The 16,476-nt window shown below is 69.7% G+C and carries 14 protein-coding genes; 7 read left to right on the top strand and 7 right to left on the bottom strand.

Translation table 11 applies throughout. From position 1 onward, the window contains the following. Positions 1-6 precede the first annotated feature (6 nt). The 4 genes from MME74_RS00680 to MME74_RS00665 form a co-directional block, all read right to left on the bottom strand. Positions 7-600: a biotin transporter BioY gene (locus MME74_RS00680; RefSeq protein WP_267416713.1), complete on the bottom strand. Its 594-nt coding sequence runs from the start codon at positions 598-600 to the stop codon at positions 7-9. 87 nt (positions 601-687) lie between these two features. Beyond that, positions 688-2,085, bottom strand: a complete 1,398-nt coding sequence (locus tag MME74_RS00675) for an MFS transporter (protein ID WP_267416712.1) — start codon at positions 2,083-2,085, stop codon at positions 688-690. Positions 2,086-2,186: 101 nt separating this feature from the next. Next, positions 2,187-3,296: a lactonase family protein gene (locus MME74_RS00670; protein ID WP_267416711.1), complete on the bottom strand. Its 1,110-nt coding sequence runs from the start codon at positions 3,294-3,296 to the stop codon at positions 2,187-2,189. Between the two features lie 11 nt (positions 3,297-3,307). After that, entirely contained in the window at positions 3,308-4,594 is a 1,287-nt protein-coding gene (locus tag MME74_RS00665; protein ID WP_267416710.1) for an adenylosuccinate synthase, read from the bottom strand. A gap of 184 nt (positions 4,595-4,778) precedes the next feature. On the opposite strand from MME74_RS00665, the gene MME74_RS00660 reads away from it, so the two are divergent. After that, a complete protein-coding gene (locus MME74_RS00660; RefSeq protein ID WP_267416709.1) occupies positions 4,779-5,729 on the top strand; it encodes a DMT family transporter in 951 nt (316 codons plus the stop codon). A 12-nt stretch (positions 5,730-5,741) separates the two neighbouring features. On the opposite strand, the gene MME74_RS00655 is transcribed toward MME74_RS00660, so the two are convergent. Both MME74_RS00655 and MME74_RS00650 read right to left on the bottom strand, forming a co-directional pair. Then, positions 5,742-7,166, bottom strand: a complete 1,425-nt coding sequence (locus MME74_RS00655; protein ID WP_267416707.1) for a mechanosensitive ion channel family protein — start codon at positions 7,164-7,166, stop codon at positions 5,742-5,744. Positions 7,167-7,168: 2 nt separating this feature from the next. Beyond that, positions 7,169-9,328: an adenylate/guanylate cyclase domain-containing protein gene (locus tag MME74_RS00650; RefSeq protein ID WP_267416706.1), complete on the bottom strand. Its 2,160-nt coding sequence runs from the start codon at positions 9,326-9,328 to the stop codon at positions 7,169-7,171. 104 nt (positions 9,329-9,432) lie between these two features. Between MME74_RS00650 and MME74_RS00645 the strand changes: the two genes are divergently transcribed. Beyond that, positions 9,433-10,134 (top strand): Pr6Pr family membrane protein, encoded by a 702-nt coding sequence (locus MME74_RS00645; protein ID WP_267416705.1) that lies wholly within the window; start codon positions 9,433-9,435, stop codon positions 10,132-10,134. Positions 10,135-10,199: 65 nt separating this feature from the next. Here MME74_RS00645 and MME74_RS00640 read toward each other — a convergent pair whose 3' ends face one another. After that, complete coding sequence (locus MME74_RS00640; protein ID WP_267416703.1) at positions 10,200-11,624, bottom strand: NAD(P)-binding domain-containing protein; 1,425 nt, start codon at positions 11,622-11,624, stop codon at positions 10,200-10,202. Positions 11,625-11,825: 201 nt separating this feature from the next. Here MME74_RS00640 and MME74_RS00635 point away from each other — a divergent pair, with 201 nt between their 5' ends. From MME74_RS00635 to MME74_RS00615, 5 genes are read left to right on the top strand one after another with little or no spacing between them, the layout of a single operon-like run. Continuing rightward, on the top strand, positions 11,826-12,893 hold the full coding sequence (locus MME74_RS00635) for an AAA family ATPase (RefSeq protein ID WP_416383328.1): 1,068 nt from the start codon (positions 11,826-11,828) through the stop codon (positions 12,891-12,893). Between the two features lie 7 nt (positions 12,894-12,900). Next, complete coding sequence (locus MME74_RS00630; RefSeq protein WP_267416702.1) at positions 12,901-13,788, top strand: DUF58 domain-containing protein; 888 nt, start codon at positions 12,901-12,903, stop codon at positions 13,786-13,788. Next, positions 13,775-14,266, top strand: a complete 492-nt coding sequence (locus tag MME74_RS00625) for a hypothetical protein (protein WP_267416701.1) — start codon at positions 13,775-13,777, stop codon at positions 14,264-14,266. Before MME74_RS00630 ends, MME74_RS00625 begins: the two co-directional genes overlap by 14 nt. After that, positions 14,257-15,243, top strand: coding sequence for a VWA domain-containing protein (locus MME74_RS00620; RefSeq protein WP_267416700.1), 987 nt, complete (start codon positions 14,257-14,259; stop codon positions 15,241-15,243). The genes MME74_RS00625 and MME74_RS00620 overlap by 10 nt, the downstream gene beginning before the upstream one ends. Next, positions 15,240-16,289, top strand: a complete 1,050-nt coding sequence (locus tag MME74_RS00615) for a vWA domain-containing protein (protein ID WP_267416698.1) — start codon at positions 15,240-15,242, stop codon at positions 16,287-16,289. Before MME74_RS00620 ends, MME74_RS00615 begins: the two co-directional genes overlap by 4 nt. The last annotated feature ends 187 nt before the right edge of the window (positions 16,290-16,476 follow it).

The following is a 16,476-nucleotide window of genomic DNA, read 5'->3' as shown; positions in this document are numbered from 1 at the left end:
GGAGGGTCAGGCCGCGGCGGGTCCCGGAGTGGCGGCGGCGACCGGGCGACGGTCGGCGAAAGCACGCGGGTAGGCGCGGCGCAGGGCCACGACGACGAGCGTCGCCGCCGTCACCTTGATCAGGTCGCCGGGGAGGAAGGCGAGGCTCGACAGCGCCGTGAGGTCGAGCGGGACGCCCGTCACGAGCGCCTGGACGGGGATGCCGAACGCGTACACTACGAGCACGCCGCCGACCAGCGCCGCAAGCGCCGAACGCCACCAGGTGAAGCGCCCGGTGCGCATGATGAGACCGATCACGACGACGGCGGCGATCCAGCCGATCATGTACCCCACGGTCGGTCCGACGAAGACGCCGAGCCCGCCGCGTCCACCCGCCAGCACGGGGAGACCGACGGCGGCGAGGGCGAGCACCAGCGCGATGGACAACGGCGCGATGCGCGGGCCGAGGATGAGACCCGCGAGCATCACGCCGAGGGTCTGCCCCGTGATCGGGACGCCGCTGGGGAGGGGGACGACGACGGTCCCGAGCACGATGATGAGGGCGGCGAACACGGCCACGCGGCCGAGGGTCGCACTGGTGTCGCGGGGTGAAGCGGTCATCGGGATTCCTTCCTGAACGGTGTTCACCTGAACACCGTTCATCAGAGTACGGATGCGGCCCCAGCCGCGCAAATCAGCGCGCGACGCTCAGTGCTCCTCGGCCGCGGCGTCCGTCGCGTCGGAGGCGACGCGGATCCGTGGAGCGAGGACCGCCGCGGCGAAGGCGACCACTGCGGCGAGCGCGAACACCCCGAGGAACGGATCGGCAGCGGCCAGCGCGGTGAACAGCGTTCCGGTGACGGCGAGCGCGAGGGCGCTCCCGAACGAGTCGGCGACGGTCATGGCGCCGCTGTTGAACCCCTGGGTCTCCGGCGTGGACATCGCGAGCGTGAGGGCGCTGGTGCGCGGGCTCATCAGTCCCATCCCCATCCCGGAGATCGCCCAGGCGACGGCCACGACCAGAGCGTCCCAGCCGAAGCCGGCGGTCGCGAGAGTCAGCAGGATCCCGAGCAGTACGAGGACCGTGCCGAGACGCACCGCGGCCACGCTGGAGAGACGAGCGCCCATCCGTCCCTGCACCGTCGCAGCCGCGGACCAGGCGAGGGCACCCCCGGTGAGGGCGAGGCCTGCGAGCGTCGGCGTGAGCTCGTAGCGATCGGTGAGGAGATAGGGCAGGTAGACCTGCGCCCCGAAGAACCCTGCCGCCGCGACGCCGCGGACGAGGATCACGGAGGGCAGACCCCGTCGCGCGCGAAGGGTGCCCCGGGGCACCAGCGGCCGCACGGCGATCAGCGCGACCACCACGGCGACGGTGGCGAGCACGGGTCCGACACCGGGGATGTCGCCGACGAGGTTCAGCGCGAGCACGGCGACGGCGGCGAGCACCGACCAGCCGAGGCGCCCGAACGCCCACGGGGTGGCGGGATCCCCCTCGTTCGCGAGACCGCGGAGCGCGGGGATCACCATCAGCAGCGCGACGAGCACCAGGATCACGACGCCGAGGAAGACCCAGTGCCAGCTCCAGAGCTCGGTCACGAGCCCCGCGACCGTCGGACCGATGAGCGAGGGGATGACCCAGGCGGCCGCGAACCCCGCGAAGATCGCCGGATGGAGCGCCTGCGGGTAGACGCGGGCGACCACCACGTAGAGCGCCACCATCAGCCCACCGCTGCCGAGCCCCTGGGCGAAGCGCCCGGCGACGAGCACCTCCATGTTCGGCGCGAGACCCGCGATCAGCAGCCCCACGATGAACATCGCGACAGCCGTGTACAGCGGGGCGACGGGACCGCGCCGGTCGGCCCAGTTCCCCGCGATCACCATGCCGATGACCCCGGTGGCCAGCGGCCCGGCGAACGCGAGCGCGTACAACCGGTCGCCCCCGAGGTCGGCGCTCACCGTCGGCATCACGGTCGTCACCGCCAGGGACTCGAACGCCCCCAGGAACACAAGCGCGCACGCGCCGATCGTGATCCAGAGGTACTCACTGCTCACGATGCGCGGTGCGGCCGCATCCGGGGTCGACACCTGTCCGGTCTCCGAGGTCATGGAGACGACGCTAGAACCTCAAGTGAGGTTGAGGTCAAGCGGATGGCGCGGAGTCACCGCTCTGAATGGAGGGCTGCCTCCGCCGCGCCGCCCGACCGCCGTCAGCGGACGGGGAGGAAGTGCGTCGGCGTGGGCACCTGCGCCTCGTGGCGGATGCCGAGCGGCGCGCCCGTACGCTCGTCGAGGTCGAGCAGCGTGATGGTGTCGGAGCGCTGTCCGGCGACGAGCATCTTGCCCTCGTGCACCAGGTGGTGCCGCGGCCAGTCGACGCCCGAATCGGCGAGCGCCACGGACTCCAGCGCTTCGCCTCCGCCGCGCACGCGCAGCGCCGCGATCGTGTTGCTGCCGCGCAGGGCCGTGTAGAGGAACTGTCCGTCGCGCGAGCGGGCGAGCTCGGCCGGGAAATCGGTGCCGACCTGGGCGATCGGGCTCGACAGGGTCGACGACACGACGCTCCAGGTGCCGTCCGGCGCGGCTGCCAGCGTGAACACCTCGCACGAGTACTCGGTGACGATGTGCAGGTGCCCGCTGGGGTGGAGGACCATGTGCCGCGGGCCTGTGCCGAGCGGGAGCACGACCTCGTGGTCGAGGACGAGCCCGCTGCCGCTCTGACGCCAGATCCGCACCAGGTCGAAGCCGAGGTCGGTGGTCGCGACACGGCCGTCCGGCAGGTAGGCGGCGGCGTGCGCGTGCGAGGTGCGCTCCCCGCCGACCGCGTACGGATCGACCGCGGCGACGCCGTCTCCGGGAGGAGTCGCGGCCGGAGCATCCGGATCCACGTCGTCGCCGAACAGCGCCGCGCGGAGTGCGGCCGCGGCATCCGGCTTCGCGGGCACGATACGGCCGTCCGCGTCGAGGCCGAAGCGCACCACACGTCCGTCGCCGTAGCAGCTGGCGACCAGGGACGAGCCGTTCGGCGCGACGGCGACATGGCAGACGTACTGGCCCACCGCGGCGGGCGGACCCAGCGGGGTGAGGGCGGACTCCCCCGTGCGCGCGAAGGCCTGCACGGCCGCGTCGCCCTCGAGCGCCGCGTAGACGACGTCGAGGGACGGATGCTGCGCCAACCACGACGGCGACGGCGTCTGCACGACCGCGCCGCGGTAGGCGAGCGTGCTGGCCTCACGACCCTCGTCACCCGCGAGCAGGCCGACGCCGTCGGCCGAACCATCCATCGCGGCACCGTAGCCGCCGAGCCAGAATCGCGTCATGGCGGGCCGGATCAGTCGAGCAGATCGTGGCGGACGATGACCTGGTCGCGCTCGGGGCCGACGCCGATCACCGAGATGCGGGTGTTGCTCATCTTCTCGAGCGCGAGCACGTAGTCCTGCGCGTTCTGCGGCAGGTCCTCGAAGGTGCGCGCGACCGAGATGTCCTCGTTCCAGCCGGGGAAGTACTCCAGGATCGGCTTCGCGTGGTGGAAGTCGGTCTGGTTCACCGGCACCTCGTCGAAGCGCTCGCCGTCGACGTCGTAGGCGACGCACACGGGGATCTGCTCGAGTCCGGTGAGGATGTCGAGCTTGGTGAGCACCAGGTCCGTGATGCCGTTGATGCGCGTCGCGTAGCGCGTGATCGGGGCGTCGTACCAGCCCACCCGGCGCGGACGGCCGGTGGTGGTGCCGAACTCGAAGCCCTGCTTGCGCAGCCACTCACCCTGCTCGTCGAAGAGCTCGGTCGGGAACGGACCCGAGCCGACGCGGGTCGTGTACGCCTTGACGATGCCGACGATGCGGTCGAGCGCACCGGGGCCGACGCCGGCACCGGTCGAGGCTCCGCCCGCGGTGGCGGACGACGAGGTCACGAACGGGTAGGTGCCGTGATCGATGTCGAGCATGGTCGCCTGGCCGCCCTCGAACACGACGACCTCGCCGCGGTCCAGGGCCTCGGCGATCAGGTAGCCGGTGTCGGCGACCATCGGCCGCAGGCGCTCGGCGTACGACAGGAGGTCTTCGACGATCTCGTCGCAGGTCACCGCGCGGCGGTTGAACACCTTCACCAGCAGGTGGTTCTTCTGATCGAGCGCACCCTCGACCTTCTGACGCAGGATGTTCTCGTCGAACAGGTCCTGCACACGGATGCCGACGCGGTTGATCTTGTCGGCGTACGCCGGGCCGATGCCGCGGCCCGTGGTGCCGATGTTGCGCTTGCCGAGGAAGCGCTCGGTGACCTTGTCGAGCGTGCGGTGGTACTGCGTGATGATGTGCGCGTTGGCGCTGACCTTGAGCCGCGACACGTCGATGCCGCGGGCGGACAGGGCCTCCAGCTCGGAGAACAGCACCTCGAGGTCGATGACGACGCCGTTGCCGATGACCGGGTTGACCCCGGGAGAGAGGATGCCGGAGGGCAGCAGGTGCAGCGCGTACTTCTCGTCGCCCACCACGACGGTGTGCCCGGCGTTGTTGCCGCCGTTGAACTTCACCACCCAGTCGGTGCGCTCACCGAGAAGATCGGTGGCCTTGCCCTTTCCTTCGTCGCCCCACTGCACGCCGACGATAACGATTCCTGGCATGGGTGTCCCCCCTGCTTTCGCCGGGTTTGCACCGGCCGATGAGCTGGCCCTCTTCGGGCGACTCCATCTTAGCGAAGGGGGCTCGGGGCCCTTTCGGCCGACGGCCCGCGGTCGGCGGGAAAGCGATGGCGGATGGCGGTTCGCGGGGTCGACCGATGTCGGACGCCCCTGGGAGGATCGAAGGATGGCAGAAGCCGCATCCGGCGATCCCGGGATCCGCACGAGCACCACCGAATCCACCAGCACCGACGCACCGAAGAAACAGGGTGCGCTCGTGCTCCTCGCCGCCCTGGTGACGGTGGTGCTGTGGGCATCCGCGTTCATCGGCATCCGCGGCGCCGGTCCGCACTTCGACCCCGGCGCGATGGCGCTGCTGCGGATGGCGGTCGGCACCGCCGTGCTGACGATCATCGCCGTGCGGCACGGCATCCGTCTGCCCGAGCGCCGCCACTGGCTGCTCATCGCGGTGTGGGGCATCGGCTGGTTCTGCGTCTACAACCTGGCCCTCAACAGCGCGGAGCTGACGCTCGACGCCGGCACCGCGGCGATGGTCGTGAATCTCGCTCCGCTCATGGTCGTCGTCTTCAGCGGACTGTTCCTGCGCGAGGGGTTCCCCAAGCCGCTCGTCATCGGGGCCCCGATCGCGTTCCTCGGCGTCGTGCTGATCGGCATGAACTCGTCGACCAGCGCGGGCCCCGACATCACGGGCCTGCTGCTCGCGCTCCTCGCCGCGGTCATGTACGCCGGGTGCACGCTCGTGCAGAAGCGCCTGCTCACCTCGGGTGTCGACCCCACCACCCTGACCTGGCTGGGCGCGGGCGTCGGCACGATCGCGCTGCTGCCCTGGATCGGCACCCTCATCGGGTCGCTCCAGACGGCACCGCTGGATGCGACGCTGTGGGTCGTCTACCTCGGCATCTTCCCGACCGCGATCGCCTTCACCACCTGGGCCTATGTGCTCCAGCGCAGCACCGCCGGGCAGACCTCGGCGACCACCTACGTCGTGCCGGCGATCGCGATCCTCATGTCGTGGGCGATCCTCGGCGAGGTGCCGACGCCGCTGATGTTTTTCGGCGGAGCGCTCTGCCTGCTCGGCGTGCTCATCACCCGCCTGCGGTGGCGCCGACGGACCTGAGACGCGGGTCGTTCAGCGTCCGGTGATGATCCCCCGGGCGAGGCCGAGGTCGGCCAGCCGGGTCGCGGCGAGGCTCCGCTTCAGCTCGAGCGATTCGCCGATCTCGACCGCCAGACGCGGGCGGGTGCGGATCAGGGCGTCGATCGTGTCGAGGGGCAGCACGACCACGGTGAGGATCTCGCCGGCGACGGTCACGGCCTGCGTGCGCTCGCGGGTGAGAGCGGTCTGCCCGATCAGGTCGCCCTTCTCGGCGTGGGCGAACTCGACGCGCCCGTCGTCGACCTCGAGCGCCAGCACCGCCCGGCCGGACAGCACGACCCGGACCTCGTCGGGGACGACGCCGCTGGGCATCACGATCTCGCCGACGCCGTAGCGCTCCAGCCTCGCCGCGGCGAGCACCTCGTCGAAGTCGCCGTCGCGCAGGTGCAGCGTGGGGGCGATCTCCTGGATGGCCTCGACCAGCCGCTGCGGCTCGGCGAGCGGATCGGTGGAGTCGCCGTCGAGTGCGAACCCACGGCGCCGCGACGCGTACCAGAGCCAGGACAGGTACATGGAAAGGGCGCGGGAGGCATCCGCCGGGCCGGCCACCGGGATCGACACCGAGTACGCCCCGGCGCCGGAGTAGTCGACCGTCGCGCGCTCACGCTGCAGCCGCATCGGCAGGGAGTCGGCCACCTCGACCAGGAGCGCGATCACCTCGTGCGGCGGGTCATCCGTCGAGAACTTCACGGCCGTCTCGGAGTAGTAGGGCCCTTCGGGCTCGCTCATGTTCGTGAACGAGGCCCCGGAGAGCGTGGAGTTCGGCACGATCTGGATGCCCGAACCGGTGTCGATGTGCACAGCCCGCCAGTTCACCTCGACGACCCGGCCCTTCACCCCGCCGGTGTCGAGCCAGTCGCCGATCTTGAAGGGCTGCTCGAACAGCAGCAGGAGACCGGAGATGACCCCGCCCACCGCGTTCTGCAGGGCGAGGCCGATCACGATCGATCCGACGCCGAGTGCCGTGAAGAGTCCGCCGACATCGGCATCCCACACCCAGGAGAACAGCAGCGCGAGGCCGACGCCCACCAGGACGAGGCGGCCGATCTCCACGAAGATCGAGGGGATGCGCTCGCGCCACGAACCCGGCTTCGCGTTGGCGAACAGCGCGACATTGAACGCCGACAGCACGAGCAGGATCACGAGGAAGCCGAACACGGTCGCCACGACGCGCGTCCACACCTGATCGGCGGGCGACTGGATCGCGAACACCAGCAGCGCGAACAGCGCACCCACCGGGATGACCCAGTTGCGCAGCATCCGCAGCGGCTTCGCGACCGGGTTGTTCCGTCGCGTCAGCGTGCCGATGAGCTCGGTGAGGACGACGAGGACCACGGGCACACCGACCGCGAGACCGATGAGCCACCAGCCCCAGCCGTCCGTGAACACGTCGCCCATGATCAGACCACCTTCCACACGGTCTCGGTCCTGCCCTGCGTCTCCACCGTCCCGGCCTCGACGTAGGTGACGATCTCCTGCGTGCGGTCGCGGACGGTCTGGCTCACGTAGATGCCGGGCTCGCCCGTGACCGAGCGCACCCGGTAGGCGAGGTTCACGGCGTCGCCCCAGAGGTCGTACGCGAGGCTGGTCCGCGCGACGAGACCGCTCGTGACCGTGCCGGTGTCGACACCGGCCCGCAGTCCGATCTGGGTGCCGTTCTGCGCGTTGAATCGCTCCAGCACGCCGACCAGGCTGCGCGCGAAGTCGACCGTGCGCCGGATGTTGTCGACCCGCGGCACGATGAGTCCCGAGGAGGCGAGGTAGCCGCCGCGCAGGGTGCGCACCTTCTCGACACCGGCCTTCTCCGCCGCCTCGTCGAAGCCGCGCATCAGGGTGTTCAGCAGCCCGATCTCCTCCTCCGCGCTCATGCCGCGGGCGAGGTCGTCGAAGCCGACGAGCTCGGCGAACACGACCGACACGTTCTCGTGCGCCTCGGTGATCGCCTCCTCGCCCTGCTTGTACTTGGTCGCGACGCTCTCGGGCATGAGCGTGTGCAGCAGCTTCTCGTTCTCCTTCTGCTGCTCCTCGATCAGGTCCTGCTTGATCCGCAGGCTCGACGCCATGTCGTTGAACGCGCTGCCGAGATCGCCGAACTCGTCCCGCGAGCCCTGCGGCACCTGCACGTCGAGGTCACCCTCCGCCACGCGGTGCACGGCGCCCACGAGGCGATGGATCGGACGGGTGAACACCTGGGCGAGCAGCAGCGACAGCAGCGAGACCCCGAGGAGGATGCCGAGCAGCGAGAGCAGCACGTTGCGGGTGAAGACGTTCACGGGCTCGAATGCCTCGGCCGTGTCGATGCGGGCGATCACGACCCAGTCGAGACCCTCGATGTCGAGGGGTGCGTAGGTCGTGACGCTCTCCCCGCCGATGAAGTCGCGCCCCACGACGGTGCCGGTGCGTCCCGCCTGCGCCTCCTGCACGGCCTTCGTGTCGACGGGCTGCAGCAGGACGGTGCCCTCGACCTGCTTGATCCGCTCGACGACGGTCGGCGCCATGCCTCCGCTGATGAGTCGCTTGATGTAGTCGGCAGGATCTTCCACGAGCCGGCGCGCCGTGGAGCGCATGAGGTCGTCGCGTCCGACCAGGTAGACCTCGCCGGTGTCGCCGAGCCCCTGCGCCTTCCACTGCTCGTCACCGGTCATCACGCCGTTGATCGTGTCGACCGAGATCTGGAACGCCATCGCCCCCGTGATGCCGCTGTCGTTGCCGACAGGGGAGACGACCCACATCGTCGGGACGTTCAGCGAGGGGATCCAGCGATCGAAGTCGGTGAGCACGACGCTGTTCACCGAGTTCGTGGCGATCGCCTCGGCATACGCCTTCGACAGCGCGGAGTCCCGGTACGGCCCGGTGAGGAGGTTCGTTCCCAGCTCGACGCCCTTGTAAGCGGAGAAGGTGACGTCGCCGTCGAGGTTGAGCAGCAGGGCATCCTCATAGCCGGCCTGTTGGATCAAGCGGGTGAAGTAGTCGCCGTAGCGTTCCGTCGCCGTCGAGTAGCTGGTGCCGTCGCCGCTGTCGTTGAGCAGCAGCTGGGCGTCGTAATCGGCGTCGAAGTCCTTGTTGCCCAGCGCGTACTGGAGCTGCACGTACTGCCCGGCCGCGGAGTCGGGGATGAAGGCCGTGTCGCCGTACTCCTCGCCCGAACGCGACTCGAGCTCGGGGATGAACGTGTCGGCGTAGTACGCCTCGAGCTCGGTCCGCTGCGCCTCGTCGACCTCGACGTCGGACAGCTCGGCGAATCCGCCGTTGATCGCCGTCGACATGCTCTGCGCGCTGAGGTTGCGGCTGTTCAGAGAGGCATCTCGCCGCACACTCTCGATGAAGGTCGTGATCTCCGCCGCACGCATCGAGCGGATGGTGGTCAGCTGGTCGACCGCGGATTCGTGCAGCGACTGCCGCCCGTTCACGAATCCGATCGCACCGACGATGACCGAGGAGACGAGGCTCACCCCCAGCAGCATGATGAGGAGTTTGGACTGGATGCTGAGACCGGCGCGACGGAACCGTCGCTTCTTCGCTCCGGTCGCGTCGATCGTGCTGCTTCCGCCTTCGCTCATATGCCCCTCCGCCATGCGCGTTCTGCGTGAACGGTCCGACGATATCGATATATCGGTGCCGCGGTCTATCGAAACCTGCCACTACAGTTGCCGACGGAGGCGAAATGACGACCTGGTGTCCCTATCTGCGCATCGCCGCAGCCCTTCTCGGCACGGCGGCACTGATCCGCCAGCTGGCGCAGAGCGTCGGCAACGCTCAGGCGTCCACGACGGAGTGGGGAAGTCACCTCCCCACGGTCGTGACGAACTTCTTCAGCTACTTCACCGTGCTCTCGAACATCGGTGCCGTCGTGACGTTCGTGATCGGCGCGGTGTGGATGCTGCGCACCCGCGGACGGAACGATCCGGAGCCGCGCTGGCTGGCCACGCTGTTCGCGTGCGTGAGCACCTACATGATCGTCACCGGCATCGTGTACAACCTGCTGCTGCGCAACATCCCCCTCGACGGCGTCTCGGAGGTGTGGACCAACGAGAGCATGCACGTCATCCTCCCGCTCGCCATGCTCCTCGACGTGCTGTTCGCGCCGCGCCGGCGGGCGCTGCCGTGGTCGACGATCTTCATCGCCGCGATCTTCCCGCTCGCGTGGGCGGGGTACACGCTGATCCGCGCGAACCTCATCACCGCTCCCCTCACCGGCAACGCCTGGTGGTACCCGTACCCGTTCCTCGACCCGCACCAGGTGCCCGGCGGCTACCTCGGCGTCTCGGGGTACATCGTCGGTATCGCGATCGCGATCATCGGCGTGGCCGCGGGCGTCGTCTGGGTGGGCCGCGCCCGCGGAGCGAAGACCGTCGCCCCCGCCTGACCCCACGCACGACGACGCCCCTCGCACCCGGAAGGGTGGAGGGGCGTCGTCGATCCGCCGGGCGGTCAGGCCGTGGCGAGGACCTCGCGGTCGTCGTCGTGCGGCAGTCCGCCGATGCTCCGGGTCGGCTCCACGGCATCCGGATCCACGTCGAGGTAGCGCTCCAGGGAGTCGTCGAGCTCCTCGAGCCAGGGCGTGTGGTGCACGACGGCGATGGTGCCCGTCATGACCGACTCGTACACGCGGTCGCGGTAGCCCATGATGTCGTCCTTCTTGTCGCGCTTCCACGCGAGGAAGATCTCGACGACCCGGTCGATGTCGAACTCCGGGTAGTCGGTGAGCTCCAGCAGATCGCGGATGTAGTCGGCCTGGAAGCGGATCTCCGCGGCGGCCGAGTCGATCTGCCCGAATCGTGTGCGCCACTCGGCGATGGATGCGGCGCGCTCCTGCTCGTCGGGCAGCGCGAGGCGGCCGAGGATCAGGTCGCGCACGTACCAGGCCTGCGCGTCGAACATGTTGAAGGTGAACCACTGGTCCTGCGCACCGAGGTAGGTCAGACGCGGATTGCCCTGCCACACCACGCCGCGGTACAGGCCGTCGGGGTAGACGTTGTTCGGCGAGGACAGCGCGAGGTCGTCGGGGAGGAACGGGTACTTGTGCAGGTATCCGGTGCACAGGATGACCGCGTCGATGTGCTTCGAGGTGCCGTCGGCGAAGAAGGCGGTGCTGCCCTCGAAGCGCTCGATCACCGGGCGCTCCTCGATGCCCTCGGGCCAGTCGTAACCCATCGGGGCCGAGCGGAAGCTCGCGGTCACCGAGCGGGCGCCCATCTTGAACGCCTGGCTGCCGATGTCCTCCGCGGAGTAGCTCGCGCCGATCACGAGCACGTCCTTGTCCTCGAACGCCTCCGCGCCGCGGAAGTCGTGCGCGTGGCTGATGTAGCCGGGGAACGTCTCGATGCCCGCGAAGTCGGGCACGTTCGGGAAGGAGAAGTGCCCGCTCGCGATGATCACGCGGTCGAACTCCTCCGTGACCGACTGCCCGGTCGGCAGGTCTTCACTGGTGAGCGTGAACACCTCGCGCTCGCTGTCGAACTCGATCCAGCGCACCACGGTCTGGAAGCGGATCAGGTCGCGGACGTCGGTCTTCTCCACACGCCCGGCGATGTAGTCCCACAGCACCGGACGCGGCGGATAGGAGGAGATCGGGCGACCGAAGTGCTCGTCGAAGCTGTAGTCCGCGAACTCCAACGCCTCCTTCGGGCCGTTCGACCACAGGTTGCGGTACATGCTGGAGTGCACCGGCTCCCCGAACTCGTCGAGTCCGGTCCGCCAGGTGAAGTTCCACTGGCCGCCCCAGTCGGCCTGCTTCTCGAAGCAGACCAGCTCGGGGATCTCCGCCCCCGCGCGGGCTGCGGATTCGAAGGCCCGCAGCTGCGCCATGCCCGAGGGGCCGGCGCCGATGATCGCTACTCGTTCTCTACTCGTCACGTATTGTCCTCATACTCTTCAGTCATGTATCGGGCGCGGCCGCATCCGAGCGAGGAACAGTTCTGTCCCGGCGGGAGCGGAATGCTCGACCTGCCCGGAACGCGGCTGCTCTTCGACGTTAGCAGGGGGTGGAGCGGATGCGATTACGCTGGTCCGCGGGGGATGGCCGTGACGTGCGTCCCGGAACGAGGGAGCAACCAGATGACCGAGTACTCCACGCCTGACCAGCGGACGACCCCCGCTCCTCCTCCCCCGCCCGCCCCGGCCGCGGTCGCCGCGAACGGCGCGCCGACCGGTGCCGAGATGGCCAGAGCCACCGAGGTGCTGCGGATCATCTCCGCCTCGTACTCGGCGAAGATGGTCGGCCAGGACCGGCTGCGCACGAGCCTGCTGGTGTCCCTCATCGCCGGCGGCCACATCCTGCTGGAGAGCGTCCCGGGCCTCGCCAAGACCACCGCCGCCAGCACGCTCGCCGACACCGTGAAGGCGCAGTTCAAGCGCATCCAGTGCACCCCTGACCTGCTGCCGAGCGACATCACCGGCAACCAGATCTACGACACGGCGACCGGCTCGTTCCGCACCGTGCTCGGCCCGGTGCACGCGAACTTCGTGCTGCTCGACGAGATCAACCGCTCCAGCGCGAAGACGCAGAGCGCGATGCTCGAGGCGATGCAGGAGCACCAGACCACGATCGGCGGCGAGATCCACCACCTGCCGAAGCCGTTCCTCGTGATCGCGACGCAGAACCCGATCGAGCAGGAGGGCACGTACGAGCTGCCCGAGGCGCAGATGGACCGCTTCCTGCTCAAGGAGATCGTGGAGTACCCGAGCCCGGCCGAGGAGCTCGAGGTCCTGAGCCGCATCGACTCCGGCGTGCTCGACCCCGACCGGCACGTGGCCAGCGCCGTCAGCCTCGACGACGTGCACCTGCTGCAGGACGTCGCGAGCCGCATCTACGTCGACCCCGCGATCCGCAACTACATCGTGTCGATCGCCTACGTCACCCGGAACCCCGCGCCGTACATCGGCGAGGAGCGCGCCCGGTTCATCAAGTACGGCGCGAGCCCCCGGGCGAGCATCGCGTTCCTGCAGGCCTCGCGGGCGCTGGCGCTGCTGAAGGGCCGCTCCCACGTGCTGCCCGAAGACATCCGCGAACTCCGCCACCTCGTGCTCCGCCACCGCGTGCTGCTCACGTTCGAGGCCGACGCCGAGGGCATCCGCAGCGAGGAGATCATCGACCAGATCTTCGCGTCGGTCCCCACGCCCTGATCCGTCCATGGCCAGCCTGATCACGCAGGTGAAGAGCAAGCTCTTCATCCACTCGACGCGCAAGTCGCTGCACGCGCTCGACGGCGCCTACGCGTCGCTGCTGCGCGGTCGGAGCCTCGACTTCGAGGACCTGCGCAAGTACGAGTACGGCGATCAGGTGCGCGACATCGACTGGCGGGCGACCGCCCGGCTGGGAACACCTCTGGTGAAGCGCTCCCGCGCGACCCGCATGCACACCGTGATGTTCGTGGTCGACACCGGCCGCTCCATGTCGGCCCTCGCGGCGGACGAGAAGTCGAAGAAGGAGCTGGCGATCCTCGCCACGGGCGTGCTCGGCGTGCTGACGCTGCGCCACGGCGACGACTTCACCACGGTCTACGGCGACGCCGCGAAGGTGCGCCGCCTGGCCCCGGGCCGCAGCGAGGGCGCCCTGGAGCACGCGCTCCGCACGATCGATCGCGCCATCGACGAGAGCTCCGCACCGAGCGACCGCGACGCCCTGCTCTCCTTCGTCACCCGTACCATCGCCCGCCGCATGATCGTCGTGGTCATCACCGACGAGGCCCCGGTCACGAGCGAGACCGAGCGGATGCTGCGCCGTCTGCGCGTGCAGCACGACGTGCTGTGGCTCACGCTGCGCGACGCCGAGCCCGTGCTCGACCACGCCACCGGCCGCATCCGCAGCGACGTCGACAGCCGCTGGCAGGTGCCGGACTTCGTGCAGGGCGACCACGGCATCGTGCAGGAGCTGACCGCACAGCGCGAGGCGGATGCCGCGCACCTCGCCGAGATCCTCACGCGCATGGAGATCAGCCACTCCGCCCTGGACGGGCAGGACGACGCCGTCACGCAGCTGCTGCAGCTGCTGAATCGGAGGTCGAATGCCCGGCTCTGACGAGCTCTACCCTCCGGCGCAGTACGGGTGGGGATGGATGCTGCTCGCGATCGGCATCCTCGCCCTCCTGGTGCTGGGTGCCTGGCTGCTCATCGTGCTCACGCGTCCGCGCCGCACCCTCCCGCCCGCCGACGACAACTCGGGGAACCCTCCGCTGATCATCGACGTGCTCTCGCAGCTGCGCACCGAGTACCTCGCCCGCATCCAGCAGATCGAGACCGACTACCGCGAACGCCGGATGTCCGCCCGGCAGGCGAACCTCGAGCTGAGCCGGGTGGTCCGCACGTTCGTGAACGAGTACAGCGGCCTGGAGGCCCCGGTGCTCGCGCTCGACGACCTGGTGGCCCGGGGTGTGCACCCCGCGCTCATCGACGCGATGGGCCGGCACTACTACCCCAGCATCTTCCGCCAGGGGCCCGCGATCGATCCGGTCGCCGGCGCCGAGGCCGCGCGGACGGTGGTGCGCACATGGCACTAGCGAACGTGTGGATGCTGGTGGCCGCGGTCGCCGTGGTGCTGATCGCGCTCACGGTCGGCCTCATCCTCGGACTGCGGAAGGGCGATCGCGTCCGCGGCGGCGACGCGGCCCGGGTCGCCCGCGCCGAGCGGCTGCGCGCCCTCCCGACGTTCCGCCGCGCGCTCGCCCGTCGAGCCGTCGCGCTCTCCGGCATCCTCGCGCTGGGCGCGCTGACGGCCGTCGTCGCCGGTGTGGTGGCCGCCCGGCCGATGTCGGCGCAGACCATCCAGCCCGTGAACACGAGCCGCGACATCATGCTGTGCCTCGACGTCTCGGGGTCGATGACCGAGGTCGACGTCGAGGTGCTGACGGTGTTCGACGAGCTGCTGGACGGGTTCGAGGGCGAGCGGATCGGACTGACGATCTTCAACAGCTCCCCGGTGCAGATCTTCCCGCTGACCGACGACTACGACTTCATCCGCGAGCACCTGGCGAGCATGACGGAGAGCTTCGACTACGTCGACCAGATCCCCGAGCACTGGGTCGGGACGCTCAACGGAGACGGCGCGTCCCTGATCGGCGACGGCCTGGCCGCCTGCACGATGGGCTTCGACCGCCCGGACGACGAGCGCTCGCGCTCCGTGATCTTCGCGACCGACAACGAGGTGAACGGCGCCTCGATCGTGACCCTCGAAGAGGCCGCCGCCTATGCCGCATCGAAGGACGTGCGCGTCTTCGCGCTGAACCCGGTGCAGGGCAAGGACGCCGATGTCAGCGCGGAGCTCTCCGCAGCGGCCGAGGCCACCGGCGGGGCCGCCTTCGGTCTTCGCGATACGACGACGGTCGCGGACATCGTCGCCCAGGTGCAGGAGCAGGAGGCGACGGAGCTGCGCGGCGAGGCGCAGGTGGTCTGGACGGACACGCCGAACCTCTGGATCGTTCTGCTCTCGGTCGGCCTGCTCGGCCTCGTCGTGGTGCTCTGGAGGGTGCGACTGTGATCTTCCAGCCCGTCCTCCACCCCCTGCTGATCGCCCTGCTGTGCGTCCCCGTCCTCGCCCTGGCGGTCTGGATGCTGGTGCGACCGCCGAAGTCCGCCGGCGTCGCCACCGCCGATCCGCGCGCGCTCGCGGGGCAACGCGCCCTGTGGGCGATGCGCGTGGTGCTGGTGCTCGCGTGCGCCGTGCTGCTGCTGCGTCCCGGCATCCCCGGCGGCGCCACCCAGACGCTCGCGACCGACACCGACATCGTGCTCGTCGTCGACACCACGGCGAGCATCGTGGCCGAGGACTGGGGCGACGACGAACCGCGACTCGACGGCATCCGCGAAGACGTGCGGGCGCTGGTCGAGGAGTACCCGGGCGCGAGGTTCGCCCTCATCACCTCGGATGCGGCGGCCGAACTGCGGATGCCCCTCACCACCGACACCACCGCACTGATGGGCTCGCTCGAGGTGCTGCGCCCCGAGGTCACGAGCCAGTCCCGCGGGAGCTCGATCGGCGTCGCGGCTCCGCTGCTGTCGGAGACCCTCGCCTCGGCGGCCTCGTCGTCCCCCGACCGCTCACGCATGGTCTTCTACTTCGGTGACGGCGAGCAGACGGTCGACACGGAGCCGGAGTCGTTCGACGCGAGCGCGAAGTACACCGACGCGGGCGGGGTGTTCGGCTACGGCACCACCGAGGGCGGACCGATGCGGATCACGACCGGCAGCGTCTCCGAGGACGGGGCCGGCTACATCCGGTACGAGGGCGCCGACGCCCTGTCCGTCATCGACGAGGCCAACCTGCAGGCGATCGCGGAGCAGCTCGGCGTGGAGTACCAGCACCGCACCGCGGACGCCGCGCCCGCGCTCCCGGAGGCCCCCTCGACCACGACCAGCTACGCCGAGTCCGGCGAGGTCGGCAACGTCACCGAGCTGTACTGGATCGCGGCGCTCGTCATCCTGGCGATCCTCGGCGTGGAGCTGACGCGCGCCGCGATGCTGATCGCCAAGCTCCGGAACCTGCGGGCGCCACGCCAGCCCGGCGCCTCCCGGCCCGGCGAGTAGGCCTCCGCCCCACTGTGACGGCGGCGCCGGACCCATGGTATTGTGTTACGCATTGCGCGCTATCGTGCTGCATGGGGTTCGCAGTCGCGCGCCGGCCGGTTCAGATGAGCATTCTCGGGGAAGCTCTCACGGTTCGGATCGCGCTGCGATGTCGCGCCGACGGAGCGTCGGCGTCAGATGACTGGGG

Origin of the sequence: Microbacterium oxydans (assembly GCF_026559675.1) — a bacterium.
Lineage (GTDB): Bacteria > Actinomycetota > Actinomycetes > Actinomycetales > Microbacteriaceae > Microbacterium > Microbacterium oxydans_D.
The sequence above is the reverse complement of the archived record's forward strand: the minus strand, read 5'-3'. Positions and strand labels throughout refer to the sequence as shown.